General features: G+C 42.3%; 16 protein-coding genes. 11 read left to right on the forward strand and 5 right to left on the reverse strand.

The features are described 5' to 3' along the window. The 5 genes from hutI to ACOSV2_RS19080 all read left to right on the forward strand — a co-directional run bounded on the left by hutI (nucleotide 1) and on the right by ACOSV2_RS19080 (nucleotide 4,981). Nucleotides 1-1,287, forward strand: a complete 1,287-nt coding sequence (hutI, locus tag ACOSV2_RS19060; protein WP_428976476.1) for an imidazolonepropionase — start codon at nucleotides 1-3, stop codon at nucleotides 1,285-1,287. Further along, nucleotides 1,265-2,206, forward strand: coding sequence for a formimidoylglutamase (gene hutG, locus ACOSV2_RS19065; RefSeq protein WP_428976477.1), 942 nt, complete (start codon nucleotides 1,265-1,267; stop codon nucleotides 2,204-2,206). Before hutI ends, hutG begins: the two co-directional genes overlap by 23 nt. A gap of 299 nt (nucleotides 2,207-2,505) precedes the next feature. Further along, nucleotides 2,506-3,072: a sigma-70 family RNA polymerase sigma factor gene (locus ACOSV2_RS19070; protein WP_428976478.1), complete on the forward strand. Its 567-nt coding sequence runs from the start codon at nucleotides 2,506-2,508 to the stop codon at nucleotides 3,070-3,072. Next, complete coding sequence (locus ACOSV2_RS19075) at nucleotides 3,065-4,423, forward strand: hypothetical protein (protein WP_428976479.1); 1,359 nt, start codon at nucleotides 3,065-3,067, stop codon at nucleotides 4,421-4,423. Before ACOSV2_RS19070 ends, ACOSV2_RS19075 begins: the two co-directional genes overlap by 8 nt. 237 nt (nucleotides 4,424-4,660) lie before the next feature. Further along, nucleotides 4,661-4,981 (forward strand): hypothetical protein, encoded by a 321-nt coding sequence (locus tag ACOSV2_RS19080; protein ID WP_428976480.1) that lies wholly within the window; start codon nucleotides 4,661-4,663, stop codon nucleotides 4,979-4,981. A 64-nt stretch (nucleotides 4,982-5,045) separates the two neighbouring features. Here ACOSV2_RS19080 and ACOSV2_RS19085 read toward each other — a convergent pair whose 3' ends face one another. Beyond that, entirely contained in the window at nucleotides 5,046-5,372 is a 327-nt protein-coding gene (locus ACOSV2_RS19085) for a hypothetical protein (RefSeq protein ID WP_428976481.1), read from the reverse strand. A gap of 747 nt (nucleotides 5,373-6,119) precedes the next feature. Continuing rightward, on the reverse strand, nucleotides 6,120-6,368 hold the full coding sequence (locus ACOSV2_RS19090) for a hypothetical protein (RefSeq protein WP_427599782.1): 249 nt from the start codon (nucleotides 6,366-6,368) through the stop codon (nucleotides 6,120-6,122). 204 nt (nucleotides 6,369-6,572) lie between these two features. Between ACOSV2_RS19090 and ACOSV2_RS19095 the strand changes: the two genes are divergently transcribed. Both ACOSV2_RS19095 and ACOSV2_RS19100 read left to right on the forward strand, forming a co-directional pair. Next, nucleotides 6,573-7,451 carry a helix-turn-helix domain-containing protein gene (locus ACOSV2_RS19095; protein ID WP_428976482.1) on the forward strand — a complete coding sequence of 293 codons (879 nt, stop codon included), beginning with the start codon at nucleotides 6,573-6,575 and terminating at the stop codon, nucleotides 7,449-7,451. 51 nt (nucleotides 7,452-7,502) lie between these two features. After that, a complete protein-coding gene (locus tag ACOSV2_RS19100) occupies nucleotides 7,503-8,192 on the forward strand; it encodes a hypothetical protein (RefSeq protein ID WP_428976483.1) in 690 nt (229 codons plus the stop codon). Nucleotides 8,193-8,272: 80 nt separating this feature from the next. On the opposite strand, the gene tagU is transcribed toward ACOSV2_RS19100, so the two are convergent. Beyond that, nucleotides 8,273-9,205, reverse strand: a complete 933-nt coding sequence (tagU, locus tag ACOSV2_RS19105; protein ID WP_428976484.1) for a polyisoprenyl-teichoic acid--peptidoglycan teichoic acid transferase TagU — start codon at nucleotides 9,203-9,205, stop codon at nucleotides 8,273-8,275. A gap of 184 nt (nucleotides 9,206-9,389) precedes the next feature. On the opposite strand from tagU, the gene ACOSV2_RS19110 reads away from it, so the two are divergent. Beyond that, on the forward strand, nucleotides 9,390-11,129 hold the full coding sequence (locus tag ACOSV2_RS19110) for a cell wall-binding repeat-containing protein (protein ID WP_428976485.1): 1,740 nt from the start codon (nucleotides 9,390-9,392) through the stop codon (nucleotides 11,127-11,129). Nucleotides 11,130-11,168: 39 nt separating this feature from the next. Here the strand turns inward: ACOSV2_RS19110 and ACOSV2_RS19115 are convergent, their stop codons facing one another. Both ACOSV2_RS19115 and ACOSV2_RS19120 read right to left on the reverse strand, forming a co-directional pair. Continuing rightward, nucleotides 11,169-12,413, reverse strand: a complete 1,245-nt coding sequence (locus tag ACOSV2_RS19115; RefSeq protein WP_428976486.1) for a C40 family peptidase — start codon at nucleotides 12,411-12,413, stop codon at nucleotides 11,169-11,171. Between the two features lie 99 nt (nucleotides 12,414-12,512). Further along, nucleotides 12,513-13,310 carry an SGNH/GDSL hydrolase family protein gene (locus ACOSV2_RS19120; RefSeq protein WP_428976487.1) on the reverse strand — a complete coding sequence of 266 codons (798 nt, stop codon included), beginning with the start codon at nucleotides 13,308-13,310 and terminating at the stop codon, nucleotides 12,513-12,515. A 204-nt stretch (nucleotides 13,311-13,514) separates the two neighbouring features. On the opposite strand from ACOSV2_RS19120, the gene ACOSV2_RS19125 reads away from it, so the two are divergent. The 3 genes from ACOSV2_RS19125 to ACOSV2_RS19135 all read left to right on the forward strand — a co-directional run bounded on the left by ACOSV2_RS19125 (nucleotide 13,515) and on the right by ACOSV2_RS19135 (nucleotide 15,821). After that, nucleotides 13,515-14,261: a YveK family protein gene (locus ACOSV2_RS19125; RefSeq protein ID WP_428976488.1), complete on the forward strand. Its 747-nt coding sequence runs from the start codon at nucleotides 13,515-13,517 to the stop codon at nucleotides 14,259-14,261. Nucleotides 14,262-14,277: 16 nt separating this feature from the next. Then, entirely contained in the window at nucleotides 14,278-14,949 is a 672-nt protein-coding gene (locus tag ACOSV2_RS19130; protein WP_315635607.1) for a CpsD/CapB family tyrosine-protein kinase, read from the forward strand. Nucleotides 14,950-15,053: 104 nt separating this feature from the next. Beyond that, nucleotides 15,054-15,821, forward strand: coding sequence for a tyrosine-protein phosphatase (locus tag ACOSV2_RS19135; RefSeq protein ID WP_428976489.1), 768 nt, complete (start codon nucleotides 15,054-15,056; stop codon nucleotides 15,819-15,821). Nucleotides 15,822-15,900: the final 79 nt, after the last annotated feature.

The following is a 15,900-nucleotide window of genomic DNA, read 5'->3' on the forward strand; positions in this document are numbered from 1 at the left end:
ATGACCGCAGAAAAACACTTCGACACTATCATCGACAACATCGGACAGCTCCTGACAATGGATCATGGGGACGGACCTCTAAAAGGGGAGGAAATGAGTAAACTCAAGGTTTCAGAGCATTCGGCACTTGCCATCAGGGACGGACTTGTCGCATGGATCGGAACACATGAAGAAGCTCAATCCCTAAAAGCAACGGAAAGAATCGATGCAGAAGGAAAACTCGTGACACCAGGTCTTGTTGATCCACACACTCATCTGGTGTTCGGAGGCTCTCGTGAGCATGAGATGGCCCTCAAACAGCAGGGAGTTCCATACTTAGAGATCCTGAAGCGCGGAGGAGGCATCCTATCTACAGTCGGTGCCACCCGCGAAGCATCAGAAGAAGAGCTGCTCACGAAAGCGCGCTTCCACTTAAACAGAATGATTTCATACGGAGTCACAACGGTCGAAGCGAAAAGCGGATACGGTCTTGACCGCCCAACCGAACTAAAACAGCTGAGAGTAGCCAAACAACTGAACGAAGCGCACCCGGCAGACATCGTTTCCACATTCCTTGGAGCACACGCGATCCCACCGGAATTCAAAGGACGCTCAGACGAATTTTTAACAGAAATGCTCGACCTGCTGAACGACATCGAAAAAGGTCAGTTGGCTGAATTCGTCGATATCTTCTGCGAAACAGGGGTATTCACTGTCGAGCAGTCCCGGGAGTTCCTAACAAAAGCAAAAGAAAAAGGCTTCTCCGTTAAAATTCACGCCGACGAAATCGATCCACTCGGCGGAACGGAAATGGCAACTGAAATCGGCGCAACAAGCGGAGACCACTTAGTGGGGGCATCCGAAAAAGGCATCCAGGCACTAGGCGAAACTGATACAATCGCTGTACTTCTGCCAGGCACATCCTTCTACCTGAACAAAGGCAAGTTCGCCAACGCAAGAGGCATGATGGAAGCGGGAGCAGCAGTCGCTCTGTCAACCGACTTCAACCCGGGAAGCTCACCAACAGAGAACCTGCAGTTTATTATGAATCTGGCATCCCTGCAGCTGAAAATGACACCGGAAGAAATCTGGAACGCCGTCACCGTCAACGCAGCACATGCCATTAACAGAGGAGACTCTGCAGGAAAGCTGGTACCAGGACGTAATGCTGATATCGTCCTATGGGATGTACCAAACTATCATTACGTACCGTATCACTATGGTGTCAACCATACCCACACCGTCATGAAAAACGGTCGGATCATCTACCGCAAGGAGAAGCTTCATGAGCACATTTCAACACATTAAGCCGGCAGGAAAAGCGCAGTTCAAAGACCGTTACACAACCAAAGCGGCAGAGCTTCTCACGCCTTGGGAAGAAGGAAAGAAAGGGGACATCGCCATTATCGGCGCTCCCCTCTCCAAACCTTCCATCTCACACTCAGGAGCAAGCTTCGCACCCGATGCTATCAGACGCTGCTTGAATTCGTTTACGACCTACAACATCGAAAGAGGGACGGACCTCGCCGAAGACAAGAAAACCATCATAGACTTCGGCGACATTACCATGCACCCAACCTCAATCGAAGAGTCTCATCAACGAATCTATGAATCAGTGAAAGATGCTACAAACACAAACGCAACACCCTTCACCATCATCCTTGGCGGCGACCACTCCATCACCACATCAACGGTTAAAGCCATTAAGGAAACCAAGGGCACAGTCGGGATCATCCAATTCGATGCCCACCATGACCTGCGGAACACGGAAGACGGGGGACCGACCAATGGAACACCTTTTAGAAGATTACTAGAAGAGGGGCATATCAAAGGTGAGCACCTCATACAAATAGGCATCCGTAACTATGCCAACGCAAAAGCGTATCATGATTATGCAATTGAACAAGGTGTCACGGTCTATACGATGAAGGACGTCAGACAACAGCCTATGACAGAACTAATCAACAGTGCACTAAACCAACTAAAAGACAAAGTCGACACCATCTACCTCTCCGTAGACATGGATGTCCTCGACCAGGCATACGCACCTGGCTGCCCGGCAATCGGTCCCGGTGGCATGCACCCGGACACGTTAACGGAAGCGGTTCAAACCGCCCTAGAGCATCCTAAAGTAACCACCATGGACATCGTGGAAATCGACCCGACCCTCGACATCAGGGATATGACAAGCAGAATAGCAAGTCTGCTCATCATAAATTCACTTTAACAATAAAGGTCCGTCCCTCACCGCTTTAACGCATTGAGGGACGGACCTTCATTTTCAGTGCTGATAGAAAAATGCTTGTAAAAACGTATCCCAATATAAAGGATGCGTTTTTTCTATTAAATTAAATATAAGAAAAATCATCCAAAATTGAGACACACTTTCTGCCGGCCGCGTCTAATGAATGAATAACTTACAAAGATGTAAAAAAATGCATTAAACTTACAAAAGGAAGGGACGGACCTGGCTACAGTGTGGAAACAGAAAATCGGATGTCCGGTCCACTCAGGGGAGGATATCAAATGGATGAAGTGATACAACATGAGAAGGGGGGAGTGATGCAGATGGAGGTAAGTGAGGAAAGGTTGATTGAGAGTTTAATGGATGAGTATGAAGTGCAGGTGACGAAATTGGTCTATCTTTATGTGAAAGACTGGCCGGCTGCTCAGGATATTACTCAGGAGGTATTCATTAAAGCATTCCATGCCCTCCATCAGTTCAATCATAAATCCTCTTACAAAACATGGATTTATAGAATTGCCATTAACTTATGTAAAGATTATAAGCGCTCGGCTTATTTCAGGAAAAATACAATCGTAAATAAATTCAATACCACTCTTAAAAAAGAGACCTCCGTTACACCCGAACAAGAACTCATAATGAACGAAGACAATGACTCAGTTGCCTCTCATGTATTCTCACTCCCCCTGAAATATAGAGAAGTCATATTGTTATATTACTATGAAGAATTAACGACTCAGGAAATCGGAGACATGCTGGGAATCAATCCTTCAACGGTCCGGACTAGGTTGGATCGCGGAAGAGAAAAGCTGAAGAAAACAATGGGAGGGAGGATTCCCAATGAATAAGGACCCTTTTCACAATATGAAGAATGAAATAGAACGGGAAGTATTCAAGAACAGCGATCCTGTCAGTCAAAAAAGAGCCATTTTGACGAAGATAAGGAATGAAAAACAAAAGAAATCATCGGTAAAGTCCATCTTCATCAATTTTGGCGTCCCTATATGCATAATCATGATTCTTTCTATCCTGGGCAGCAGCTATCTATTTAAGGAAGATCTGGTGAAAGAAAATGAAAAAGAAAAAGAAGATCCTACCGATCAACTCGTATACGTACCAACTGACGAGTGGGATGATAAGATAACAGATGAAAAAGCCTTGATCAGAAAATCGGCGACCCCCGTCGATGATGTGAAAGAGAATCAAGAGCAAGAATCAAAATCAAAATCAGAATCAGAATCAGAATCAGAATCAAAAGCTGAAGCACTGCCGGAGAAAAAAGAAGAGGAAGACAAGAATGAACCGGTGGATGCGCCACCTCTACCTGCCTTTGACTTTTCTATGATCCTGATCAATCCAAATAATTTCAAGGAAAAAGCAGCCAATGGAACGTTCGTCGGAACTCCCTTTACGATTGGAGACTCCATGGATGAGATACAGGAGGCATACAAGGACAGGTATGAGGATCTCAACATCATGAAGGGTCACAGAAGTTATGACCAAATTGAGAACTATCTTCTCCACTTTCAAGCTGAAAAGAAGCTAGCACAGGTCCGTTCCGATATCAGCCCGTCTTATAAATTGGATAAGGTCATTTCGACCTTGGGTGAACCGTATTATTACATGAATGCTTTAGAAGGTGTATATTCAGCGAATTATCTGTATGGTGAATATATAGTGGAAATGGAGTTCCAAGGTAATAACAAACTTAATCCATATTCAATGGAAGAGATTCAATTCATTGATCGTGAATCCATCATTACCTCAGTAGCTCTTTTTAAAAATGACGGACGTACCGACTCCCTGAGTAAGGATGTCAAGTATCTAGGAGAAGAAGAACCGATGGAATTCCGTCCTGAATGGTTCAATGAAGCGAGAGACTATATTGTGCAAAATACAGTATCTCACGCAGTCATTCTTCATTCTCAACAGGACCCATTGGAATTTAACATCGTAGTCCCTCAGGAAACACCGGAGGACGAAATGAGAGCCATAGCAAACCAATTCCTGAAGAGATTGACGGATGTCTCGAACAAAGCGATCGAAGAAGGAACAATATGGGATGATTACAACTATGTTGTTCATATTGAGAATAGTATAGCTGGTTATTACGATACGGGATTGAGCAATTCGAAAAGTACTCATGAAGGGGGTTATCCAGAGATCAATTGGATGGGCGATTTAAGCTCCATCGAGTAAGGTCCGTCCCTCATACCAAAGTGGTTCAAATTGCACTGCAGCATCTCATCTTGTCATCGAGACACTTGTATGAAAGCTTTGGCCAATGCCAAAGCTTTTTCCACGTGCTTTTGGATGAAGGCCAAGCAGGCACTATAACACATCTAAGGAAGAATAATCTTTCAAATAGAAGGAATTTATTAAAGAAAAGGTGAAATGAAACAGAGGTAAGATTCTATTGAAATAAGAGGAATCCATATGATAACAGCGATTATAGGAATGATATATGCCATACTATTCCTGCTCCTTACATCGGTCATCGTTGCAGTGCTCCCTACAGTACTCTGCAAAAAGAAAATGACATTCGAGGGTAGGATGGTAATGGAGGCCATATTATGGGGCTTATGCTCTATGGTAGTATTGATACTCAACTTGAAATACTTTTTATTGAACTCATTTGCCTATGCAGCCCTATTAATCAATGGAATGAAGATAGTGGCACTGCCGATCTTAGTCAGGTTAAAACATACGAATAGAAGAAAGTATATCGTGTTGAAAAGGTTTTTGAGAAAGTTTTAAAGTCAAAGATGCAAAAAGAGACTGACCTCATTATAGGGCCAGCCTCTTCAATCTAAACAAAACTTTAGTTACTAACCTTCCCCCGCGACATGTCATACCCCGAATGAATTTCTTTCATCCCGATCACTTTCAGAAAGTGGCGGAGCTTGTTCATACAGGGTTCTCCAAGGTCACCTGCAATCTCGAACTGATCAATGACGGCACACTTCTCAACTTTAGCAGCTGTCACGCTTTGAGTTTTACGATACTCCTCATTGTTGTTGATGGCATACGTGGATACCATGGCTTGCCCGACCTTACAATCACCTTTTGAAAATTCAAATTGGAACTGGATCGACATATCCAAATCCGAGTATAGAGGATTTACTTTCATGCTTATGCTTTTCATCATGAAGCCCCCTTTCTTTTATTGTACTTTTATCCTACCAAAGTTCTTAGGATAAGGTATTTGGCACCACAAAGCAATACAGGGAATATTAGTTTTGAAATCTCCGCCAAAGATCACTTTATCTCCATTTATATAACTCCGGGCATATTCTTAAAAGAATATTTATGGTGGAGAATCGCTATGCAGCACAAGGATAGTTCCAAAATCACATTCCGTTCAAAGTTCTTTAATAAAGAAGGGGATGGACACAAAAGAATAGAATTATATATATATCAGAAGGAAGAGAATTTTAAGAACATCAAGATAGATGAAAGTTTGAAACTGTATAGTCAGTGAGGAATCTTACGTTTATACTGGTAAAGTTGTCCTATTAAAATGCACTATATAAAAATTTCGTTAAGTAATGAGAGAGAATGGGGAAAAGAAAACGAAGTCGCCAAAGGGTCATGGTTACTTTTCACTTTAGTGGTATGAATGTATAGACCGATCAGGATGGGTACATAGCGTCAAAAATACCAGTTTTGAAAAAGCAATGTGTAAGAGTCAGGGAGGCTTTAAGATCGTTTGCCCTTTTCGACAATACCTTGATTATCAAGCAACCAAAGTGAAAAATTCCTCGCTTTTTGTTTGATGGTAGGGAAAACTTTCTAGACATATGCTTAAAAGAATATAGTGAGAGTGTAAATTCATATTATAATGAAAAAAAAGCCTCCTGCGTTTGAAGGCTTGTCATCTCTCTAAGTTGGAGTATTAGTAAACAGATGGAAGTTCTTTAGAATAAACAGAAGGTAATTCAGCTGCATTCTCAGTAGGGGCTTTGTACACAGATGGAAGCTCTGCTACAACTTTAGAGTAAACAGAAGGTAATTCTGCGACTACATTTGGAGTCGAGTATACAGAAGGTAGTTCAGCTACATCATTAGATGGTGCTTTAACTGCTGCGAAAGCTCCGAGAAGTAAGACAGAAGCAGTGACAATTGTAAGAAAACGTTTTTTCATAGGTATTTCCTCCCTTTTTCAAAGTGAAAGTTTTTGGGTATGATTGATTAAAAGATTGTTAACTATATTAAAGCATATTTAACAAATGCATACATCCCGATTCTAGGGGCTTATTCACCAATTTTAGTGATGAAAGATAAGCAATACGGCTGATTATAATGAAAAATATAATTATAGGAATATTTTTTCTTAGGGGAGATTCAGATGGACTTTAGTATCGTAGGTCAAAAAATAAAAGAACTACGTAAGAATATAGGTCTTTCACAGGAAGAGCTGGCAGAAGGGATTTGTACCCAAGCCCAAATAAGTAAAATCGAAAAAGGAGATGTCTTTCCTTACGCATCGACATTGTTTCTAATATCCAGGAAGCTTGGAGTAGACGTTAACTACTTTTTTGATATAGGAATGACTCCTCGACTTGATTACGTTCTAGAGGTTGGAAGACAGTTGCAAATCGCGAGAAGAAATATGGATTATAAAGAAATGAAAGAAGTGGTCACAGCTGAAGAAGAAAATCCTTTATTCTTTAATAATAACAGAAATTTGCAACTTCTGAAGTGGCATAAAGGAATTTATCAATTTGAGCTTGATAAGGATCTTGAGAAAGCAGAAGAAACACTTCGCAAATCTATTACTTTGACCCACACAACGGATAAGATTTGGACAGAAAGAGAAATTGAAATTCTGTTAACGATTGGAGTCATGTATTTCGAAGAAGGAATCTTTGAACGGGCATCAGAGATCTATCAGGAAGTGAAGTCGCATATTGAAGCCCTGCCTCACTTAACGGACTATACGATCAAAACGAGACTCTACTATAATATTGCAAGGGTTTTAACCAGACTCGGAGATATTGATCAATCCACGAAGTATTGTAAAGATGCCATCGACTGGTGCATCTTGAAGGACAATATGTACCTCCTTGGAGAACTTCACTATCACATCGGCTACAACTATGAACTCCAAGGGAAATTGGCAGAAGCAGAGAAATACATGCAAAAAGCACTCATCGTCTTCGAACTGCAGGGAGACGACAAATTCATCCAATACATCCGTCGGAAAATAGAAAAATTAACGATTTAGGGACGGACCTGCATTCATTCTTTTAAATAAACAGGATTTGAGTGACGGACTATGAACAAAAGACAAAAGTTATGGCTAAAGATAAGCGGATCTTTCTTCATCGTCGGACTTGTCATCATGGTGATTGCAGCTTATTTTCTTATCCAATCCGTAAGAGAGAACTTCTACCAAAAAGCATTTGATAAGAGATATGATCTCACTTCATTGGAAGAGGACGGGATGATCGATGCAGTCCAAGTCTTTCATGGGGTGAAAATCAACACCTTTGTACAAAATGAAAGCGATCCTCCAACAATCATCCTGGAAATCAATGATGAAGAGGAAGCTAAGTTGAAAGGCTATAAGGTAATTCCTGATGAAGAAGGCATGAAACCTTACTCCGACGCGATTCTATATAAGCAGATGACAGATAAACAAACAGGAAAAGAAGAGTTCATAGTCAGCTTACAAACAACTCCTGCAAATGAGAACGACTCGACCACCAAGTACAGAACGTACACAATCAATGAAAATGGAATCATAAAGAAGAGTGATTTTACGTCAGATACCAAATCAAAGCTTGAGACACAGTGGATAAAAGGCATATCGAAAGAAACACAGGGATACTATACAGACTTACCTTACCAGGACGGTGGAGCATCATCCTTACTGTTTCTCTCACTGATCGGCGCTCTGTTTATGGCAGGTGGCTTCTGGGTGGGGAGATCCATATTAATCAAGGAAAAAGGAGCGGCCGCTTAAATATGGGCTGTTCTTTTACTTTCCGTGGCTGATAGTAGCGATAAAAAAACCAGCCCCGCAAACTAGGGCTGGCCACATCATCATTCATTCAAATCCAAATGATCCTTCAAATCACTCTGCACTTTTTGTTTCTCTTCTTCAGGAACGATGTAGTAGTAAATACCGCCAAGTTTGGCACCATCACCGGCAATTTGACTTTGAGAGATATTTTTTGTCGCCGATTTGTAGTTCTTCTGAATGTCGACCATCTCATCAAGAGTCAGGTTTGTTTTCACGTTTTCCCCAATGGCTCCGAAGATATCGCCATAGTTCCATAGGGATGATACGCTCGCACCTTCTTTAATGACGGCCTGGATCACCTGGCGCTGTCTTGCTTGACGGCCAAAGTCCCCACGGGGATCTTGTTTTCTCATACGTGCATAAGCAAGAGCTTTGTCACCACTTAACGAAATTTGCCCTTCATTAAAGGTATAGCTACCAGAAGAGAAAGTGAATTCATTGTTAACAGTTACTCCACCGACAGCATTTACGATGTCCTTGAATCCTTCCATATTGATCTTCGCATAGTAATCGATCGGAATATCCAGGAATCCTTCCACTGTATCCATTGCCATTTCGACGCCGCCGAACGCGTAAGCATGGTTGATTTTATCTTCCGTTCCTCTACCTACGATATCGACAAGTGTATCACGTGGTATACTTATCATCTTTGTTGTTTTCTCGTGAGGGTTGACCGTCACGACAATCATAGTATCTGAACGGCCTTTGTCGCCATCTCTTTCATCTACCCCTAACAGTAACACTGAGAAGGGATGTTTCTTATCGAATTTCACTTCCTCTGTCCGCTTCTCAGACTTCGGTCTGTCAATCTTCTCATTCATCGTTTCAGCCGTTTTATTCAGTGAATGATAAATGGAATATGCATATCCTCCGCCAGCTAATAGTAACAGGATAAAGACAATTCCAACGACTTTCGGCCACTTACGTTTTTTGTGATGTTTATCTGCTCTCAAAATGTTTCCCACCTAAAAATAATGAATTTTACACATAAGAAAAATATACTAGATATAAAGGGAAAAGGGAATACATTAGTAAAATTTTGTCTCTTTTTGTCACAACAGAAACGAAATTATGCTGAAATTATTTGGATTTTTTTGGTACTATTAAAGATAAGAACAATATAAAAGGAGTGATCATTTGATAAAAAAAATCTGCATGACCGTTTTATTAATTATCTTGGCTTTCAGCATATTTAGATTGGATATGGCAAAGGCAAATGTAAATCGAATATCAGGAGAGAATCGATATGATACCGCAGTACAGGTATCATTAAGAGGTTGGGATCAGTCCGACACTGTAGTGCTGGCAAACGGACAAACGTTTCCCGACGCCCTTGCAGGGGGGCCGCTTGCTTATAAAATGAGCGCACCGATTCTACTAACCTACAAAAATCGCCTGCCTTCTGAAACAAAAGAGGAAATCGAGCGTTTACAGGTAAAGCATATATACATAATAGGTGGAACCGGCGCAATCGATGCAACCATTGAAAACGAATTGAAAAAGAATAATATCAAGATTACAAGAATCGGAGGAGACGACCGTTTCCAAACAGCCGCCAAAATCGCCAGCTACTTACCTTCCAAGAAGGCAATCGTAGCCAACGGACGGAACTTCCCGGATGCATTGGCCGTGGCTCCATTTGCCGCCAAGAATGGTATTCCGATCGTACTGACGGAATCCAGTATTCTGCCTTCATCCACCAAAAAGATAACAGATCAAAAAGCAGAGACCATACTAGTCGGAGGTAACGGAGTGATCTCTGCGAATGTCGAATCAAAGCTTCCAGGCACAACCAGGTATGGCGGAGTCGACCGCTATGAAACCGCAAGGAACATCATAGAAGGGCTTACGATGGAAAAGGAAAGGGCTTATGTAGCAACGGGAGCAAACTTCGCGGATGCCTTATCGGGGTCTGTACTGGCGGCAAAAGAAAACGCACCGATATTATTAGTAAAAAAAGAAGCTATACCTTCACCAATAAAAAGTCTGGTAAACTCTTATGACTCATTCTCCATTCTTGGAGGGATCAACGCAGTCTCATCAGGTGTCGAGGAGAAGTTAACAGGAAGCCTGGAAGAGTTTCGTTTTCAAGGAGTTCATGTCAATGCCACGGAAGAATTACTGCGCTCTTCTTTAGGTGATCCCCAGCGAGTCGATGAAAGCAGATTCAGCTTCGATTGGTATGTTTATAATCAGGATCCCAAGAAGTACATCCAATACGGTGTATTTAAAGGGATCGTTGTGGCTGTCTATTCCAATTCGGATAGCTGGGTATCCCAATCAGGACTTAAGCTTGGTCTGAGCAAAGCAGAAGTAGAAGGAAAAATGAACCAAATAGGCGCCATTCATAATCAGGCCAACGATTATGATTACGATGAAATGCTTATTCGAGCTTATTATGATAAAAATGATGGAAATACCCTTTCCGGCATCTTACTCATGAGAGAAGATTTCACAATCACAAATCCGGACGTGAACGAAACAGAACTAAGAAACAGCATGGAGAAGCAGATTCTCGACCAGGCAAATGCATTACGGGCAAGACACCTTGTGGCTCCTCTGCAGGCAGACCCAAAAGCTCAAGACGTGGCAAGAGCCCATAGTAAAGACATGGCCACAAGAAACTTCTTCAGTCATGATAACCCCGATGATCTATCATCCTTTGAAAGAATGGACCGGGCGGGAATCTCTTACTCATCAGCGGGGGAAAACATCGCGGCGGGTCAATTCAATGCCATCGATGTCCATGATGCCTGGGTAAACTCATCCGGTCACCGTCAAAACATCCTGAGTCCTCTCTTCAAACAACTGGGTACGGGAGTATACTTCGGCGGTGAGTACGGGGTTTACTATACACAAAATTTCTATACACCATAAAAAGAACCCGATGACAGTGAGTCATCGGGTTCTGCTATTCTACAATTCATAAAACCTCTTAAATCCATCAAACTTCGATTTCCAATAAGAGTTACTCAAGCTGGTAACCTGGACGCCATTGTCCCCGGCATGAATGAATTCATTATTTCCGATATAAATGCCTAAGTGAGAAATGCCTTTTTTATATGTATTTTCGAAGAATACAAGGTCACCCGGCTGAGGTGCATTCACGTAATAGGAACGACTGTAGTATCCTTCACTGGATAGACGCTTTACACTTTTAGCACCGGCTTCTTTAAAGACATAATAGATGAAGCCGCTGCAATCAAAGCCACCGACCGATGAGCCTCCCCATACATAAGGGGTTCCCATATGAGACGTTGCCTCACTTAATAATCTATCAACGGAAAAAGACGCAGATTGACCAGGAGACGCAGCTGGCGGTTTGATTGTCTGTGCCGTTCCCTTCACCTTCAGTACCTGTCCGATACGCAGGAAATCGCTTGAAAGATTGTTCCAACTTCTTAAGTCACTTACACTCACACCGAATGCTGCACCAATATGAGACAGAGTATCCCCTGACTTAACGGTATAGCTTGTCATTGAGCTGTCCGGTTTAGGCGGAGCAGGTTGTGCCGGTGCCGGACTGACAGGATGAGCGCCTGATTTCGACACTTTCAGGACTTGTCCAATCGATAAGAAGTCACTGGAAAGCCCATTCCAACTTTTCAATTGAGCTACCGTCACCCCAAACTTCATACCGATATGAGACAATGTATCCCCCGACTGAACCGAGTAACTTGTCATCGAACTGTCTGGTTTTGGTGGGGTTGGAGCTGGCGCCGGACTGCTTGGAGCAGGATTGGAGCCTGTTTTCGATACTTTCAACAACTGTCCCGGATAGATCAGATGATTACTCAAACCATTCCAGCTCATTAAATCAGTAAGGGAAATCGAATGCTTACCGGCAATCTGTCCCAGTGTATCCCCGGACTTGATCGTATACGTTTTAGCGTTAGGTTGCCCTGTGTTTTGCTTTGGAGGCGCCGGGGCTTGTGGGGCCTTTGCACCGCTCGCGGCAACCTTTAGTACCTGATTAGGGAAGATCAATTCCGACTGCAGCTTGTTCCAACTCTTTAAGTTGGCAACGCTAGTGTCATATTTGTTTGCGATCAGCCAAAGGGAGTCGCCTGATTCCACCTTGTGAGTGCTTGCCGAGGCATAGCTAACAAACGAAGAGGAGAGAACAGCCGTAGCTGCAACAGAAACCAATGTCTTTTTCACGTACACTTCTCCTTTATTGTCGTAGTTTGATAGATAATACCGTCATTTTATCACATAATTTGGTGGAAAAAACTAAATTATTCCTAAAATAGTAAAAAATTATTCCTTTTCTACCAGGAAGTCGGTGATTCCTTTGGCCCACGCTGTGTGTCCCTTCTCATTCGGACTGCTGGCATCATCTAGATACGTTTTGATTTCCTCATCCTCTACATCAGGCCAGTTGGACCAGTGGTCGATAAACGGAATATCATTCTCTTCCGCGTACTCCTGAATCTCGGTAACCTGTGCAGCATAATTCGCCGGCTGATAAATAGGTTGAGGAGGGGTAAGGACGAATGCGGATCCTGGTGATGACTCTTTTACTTCATCTATAATTGTTCCGATGCTCTGAAGAGTGTCCTCAATCGTAACATTTCCATTATCTTTAAAGACGAACGGCTCAAAAACGACGAGTCCTGGTTGTAATTCGCCAATCTCTTCATATTTTTCCTCACGAACGAATTCAAGTGTATTGGTTTCAAAGGAAAGACTTTCGATTGAAACAGTGTCCCCGTACGCTTCCTCTAAAGCGTCCGCCACCTTGTCATTCCATCCCTCTTCAATGGAATCCATTTCGGTTGACCCCATTAAAACAATAGTAAAGGGTTCTCCAGCTTCCAGCTTCTCTTTATAAAGGGAACGGGCATCTTCCGGCCAATTGACTGTAGTAGACAGATACTCACCCTCTGCTGTTCCAAGGGATGTTGGTTCACTCTTATCAGATTCCCCTTGTTCCTCTGAACTTGCAGGCGAATCCGCAGACGTTGAGTCCGTCGTCATCGACTTCCAGTGAAGATTTCCATACACGATAACCCCACCACATAATATAAGTAGGAAAAAAATAAAGACTTTTTTCATTACGAACCTCCTATGAATACTGAACTTGGAAAATGGAACCAAATCCGAATAGCCCCTTCCAATAATAAACAATCTATTGTTTAATAGATAAGTAACAAAAGATTTCAATTATATTAAAATTATGACAAGAATCCCTAAAAATAACAAGAACTTATGATATAATATGACGAGATTTTTATTTTTGAAGAATTTTAGGAGGCTATCATGGAAGAAACCATCAGTTTAAAGGAGCTCATTCAGACGTTGAAGAAACGGATGAGTCTCATCATCATACTGACCCTAATGGCAGTATTGGTCAGTGCGGCCATCAGCTATTTCGTCCTCACACCAATCTATCAATCGTCCACTCAATTGCTCGTGAATAAATCGAATGACGACCAACAATCATTTAATGTAGGGGAAGTGCAAACCAACCTGCAATTGATCAATACGTATAATGTCATCATGAAGAGCCCGGCTATTCTGGATATTGTTATTGATGATCTTAAATTAGACATGACGACTAAAGAATTAAACGAGAAAATTACGGTTCAAAGTGAAAAAGATTCACAAGTCGTGAACATTTCAGTACAGGATGAAGATCCCAAACAAGCGGCGGCCATCGCGAATAAGATTGCCGAAGTCTTTCAAACCGAAATCGTGAAGATTATGAACGTGGATAATGTGAGCATCCTTGCGAAGGCAGAACTTGGAGAAAACCCATCTCCCATTAAACCCCAACCATTATTAAATATTGCCATTGCGCTGGTAGTGGGGTTAATGGCCGGAGTCGGACTTGCATTCTTATTAGAGTTCTTAGACAACACAGTAAAAACAGAGCAAGACATCGAGAAAGGTCTAGAGCTTCCAGTACTAGGGGTAATCCCGACGATTACCGACAGTGAATTTCAGAAGGTAGCTCATCGCCAGGAAAGAACGTCAAGACGCAGAGGTGAAAGTGTCGGTGTTTAATAAACAGAAGAAATCAATGAACGCAAATATTCGTAAGCTTATAGCGAAAGTCAATCCGAAATCTCCAGTATCAGAGCAATACCGTACGATTCGTACGAATATCCAATTCTCATCCGTCGATCAGGAGTACCGATCGATTATGGTTTCATCAGCTGGCCCAGGGGAAGGGAAATCTACAACGGCTGCGAACTTAGCCGTCGTCTTTGCTCAGCAGGGGAAGACCGTCCTCCTCGTCGATGCAGATATGAGAAAGCCAACGGTTCACTATACGTTTAACTTCCCGAACACGACGGGATTGACGAATATTCTATCGAGACAAGTGACCCTAAAGGAAGCTGTTAAAGACAGTGGTGTGGATAAGCTTCATATTCTTTCGAGCGGTCCAGTGCCTCCTAATCCGGCAGAGCTTCTAAGTTCAAGAGCAATGGAGAATTTCTTTGAAGAAGCATATAAAGAATACGACTTGATCCTATTTGATACGCCACCAGTACTGGTAGTGACAGATGCACAAATTATGGCCAACCAGTGCCATGGAAGCATCCTTGTCGTCTCAAGCGGGAAAACAGAAATGGATCCGGCAAAGAAAGCGAAGGAGCTTCTTCAATCAACAAAAGGAAAGCTGTTAGGATGCGTTCTTAATAATAAGAAAGCTTCAGAAACAGACTATTATTACTATTACGGAAATTAAATAGAATTCGACAAAATTCACCTCTTTACAAATATACCTAGTGGTGTAAAATGGTAGTCGGTGTAGAAATAAGTCGAAAGAACTAGAAAAAGGAGGAGTTAGTAATGATTGACATTCATAGCCATATCCTGCCCGGAATTGACGATGGAGCCAATACGATCTACGACAGTATCGACATGGCAAAGCAGGCTGTCTCAGAAGGGATCCATACAATCATTGCGACTCCTCATCACCGTAATGGGAAATACGACAACGTGAAGTCGGACATCCTTCAACTAGTGAAAGAAGTGAATGAACGTTTTAAAGAAGAGTATATCAACCTTGAAGTTCTTCCGGGTCAGGAGTGCCGCATCTATGGTGAAATTTTAGAAGATTACCAAAAGGGTGACATCTTACCTTTAAACCAAGTATCCCAATTTCTTTTCATTGAATTTCCGTCAAGCTCAGTTCCAAGATATGCGGAAAAGCTTCTCTATGATATTCAGGTTGCAGGTCTGACCCCTGTCATCGTTCATCCCGAACGGAATGCCGAGCTGATCGAGCGACCGGAAAAGCTATACAAGCTTGTACAAGGAGGAGCGGCTACGCAACTGACAGCCTCCAGCCTTACAGGGTACTTCGGCAAAAACATCCAGAAGTTCTCACAGCAAATGATACAGGCCAACCTGACACACTTCATCGCATCAGACGCTCATAACATACGCAATCGCACCTTCAAAATGGAAGAAGCGATGGACTATATAGAGAAAAAGTACGGAATAGATATGGTCTATTACTTTACAGAAAATGCAGAATTGCTGATAGATGGAAAAAATATTTATAAAGAAATACCTGAATTGATCAAAAAAAAGAAGTTTCTCGGAATCTTCTAAAAAAATCAATATACAGGTAATCCTAAGGTACTATTGTCGTTGGTAAATCAGAAACAAAAAGTTGCACACAGACAACAGT

Source organism: Rossellomorea sp. DUT-2 (assembly GCF_052665285.1).

What these genes read in the sequence shown, in the direction of transcription:
- hutI (WP_428976476.1), top strand. Translation starts at nt 1, where the DNA reads ATGACCGCAGAAAAACACTTCGACACTATCATCGACAACATCGGACAG.
- hutG (WP_428976477.1), top strand. Translation starts at nt 1,265, where the DNA reads ATGAGCACATTTCAACACATTAAGCCGGCAGGAAAAGCGCAGTTCAAA.
- ACOSV2_RS19070 (WP_428976478.1), top strand. Translation starts at nt 2,506, where the DNA reads ATGGATGAAGTGATACAACATGAGAAGGGGGGAGTGATGCAGATGGAG.
- ACOSV2_RS19075 (WP_428976479.1), top strand. Translation starts at nt 3,065, where the DNA reads ATGAATAAGGACCCTTTTCACAATATGAAGAATGAAATAGAACGGGAA.
- ACOSV2_RS19080 (WP_428976480.1), top strand. Translation starts at nt 4,661, where the DNA reads ATGATAACAGCGATTATAGGAATGATATATGCCATACTATTCCTGCTC.
- ACOSV2_RS19085 (WP_428976481.1), bottom strand. Translation starts at nt 5,372, where the DNA reads ATGATGAAAAGCATAAGCATGAAAGTAAATCCTCTATACTCGGATTTG.
- ACOSV2_RS19090 (WP_427599782.1), bottom strand. Translation starts at nt 6,368, where the DNA reads ATGAAAAAACGTTTTCTTACAATTGTCACTGCTTCTGTCTTACTTCTC.
- ACOSV2_RS19095 (WP_428976482.1), top strand. Translation starts at nt 6,573, where the DNA reads ATGGACTTTAGTATCGTAGGTCAAAAAATAAAAGAACTACGTAAGAAT.
- ACOSV2_RS19100 (WP_428976483.1), top strand. Translation starts at nt 7,503, where the DNA reads ATGAACAAAAGACAAAAGTTATGGCTAAAGATAAGCGGATCTTTCTTC.
- ACOSV2_RS19120 (WP_428976487.1), bottom strand. Translation starts at nt 13,310, where the DNA reads ATGAAAAAAGTCTTTATTTTTTTCCTACTTATATTATGTGGTGGGGTT.
- ACOSV2_RS19125 (WP_428976488.1), top strand. Translation starts at nt 13,515, where the DNA reads ATGGAAGAAACCATCAGTTTAAAGGAGCTCATTCAGACGTTGAAGAAA.
- ACOSV2_RS19130 (WP_315635607.1), top strand. Translation starts at nt 14,278, where the DNA reads ATGAACGCAAATATTCGTAAGCTTATAGCGAAAGTCAATCCGAAATCT.
- ACOSV2_RS19135 (WP_428976489.1), top strand. Translation starts at nt 15,054, where the DNA reads ATGATTGACATTCATAGCCATATCCTGCCCGGAATTGACGATGGAGCC.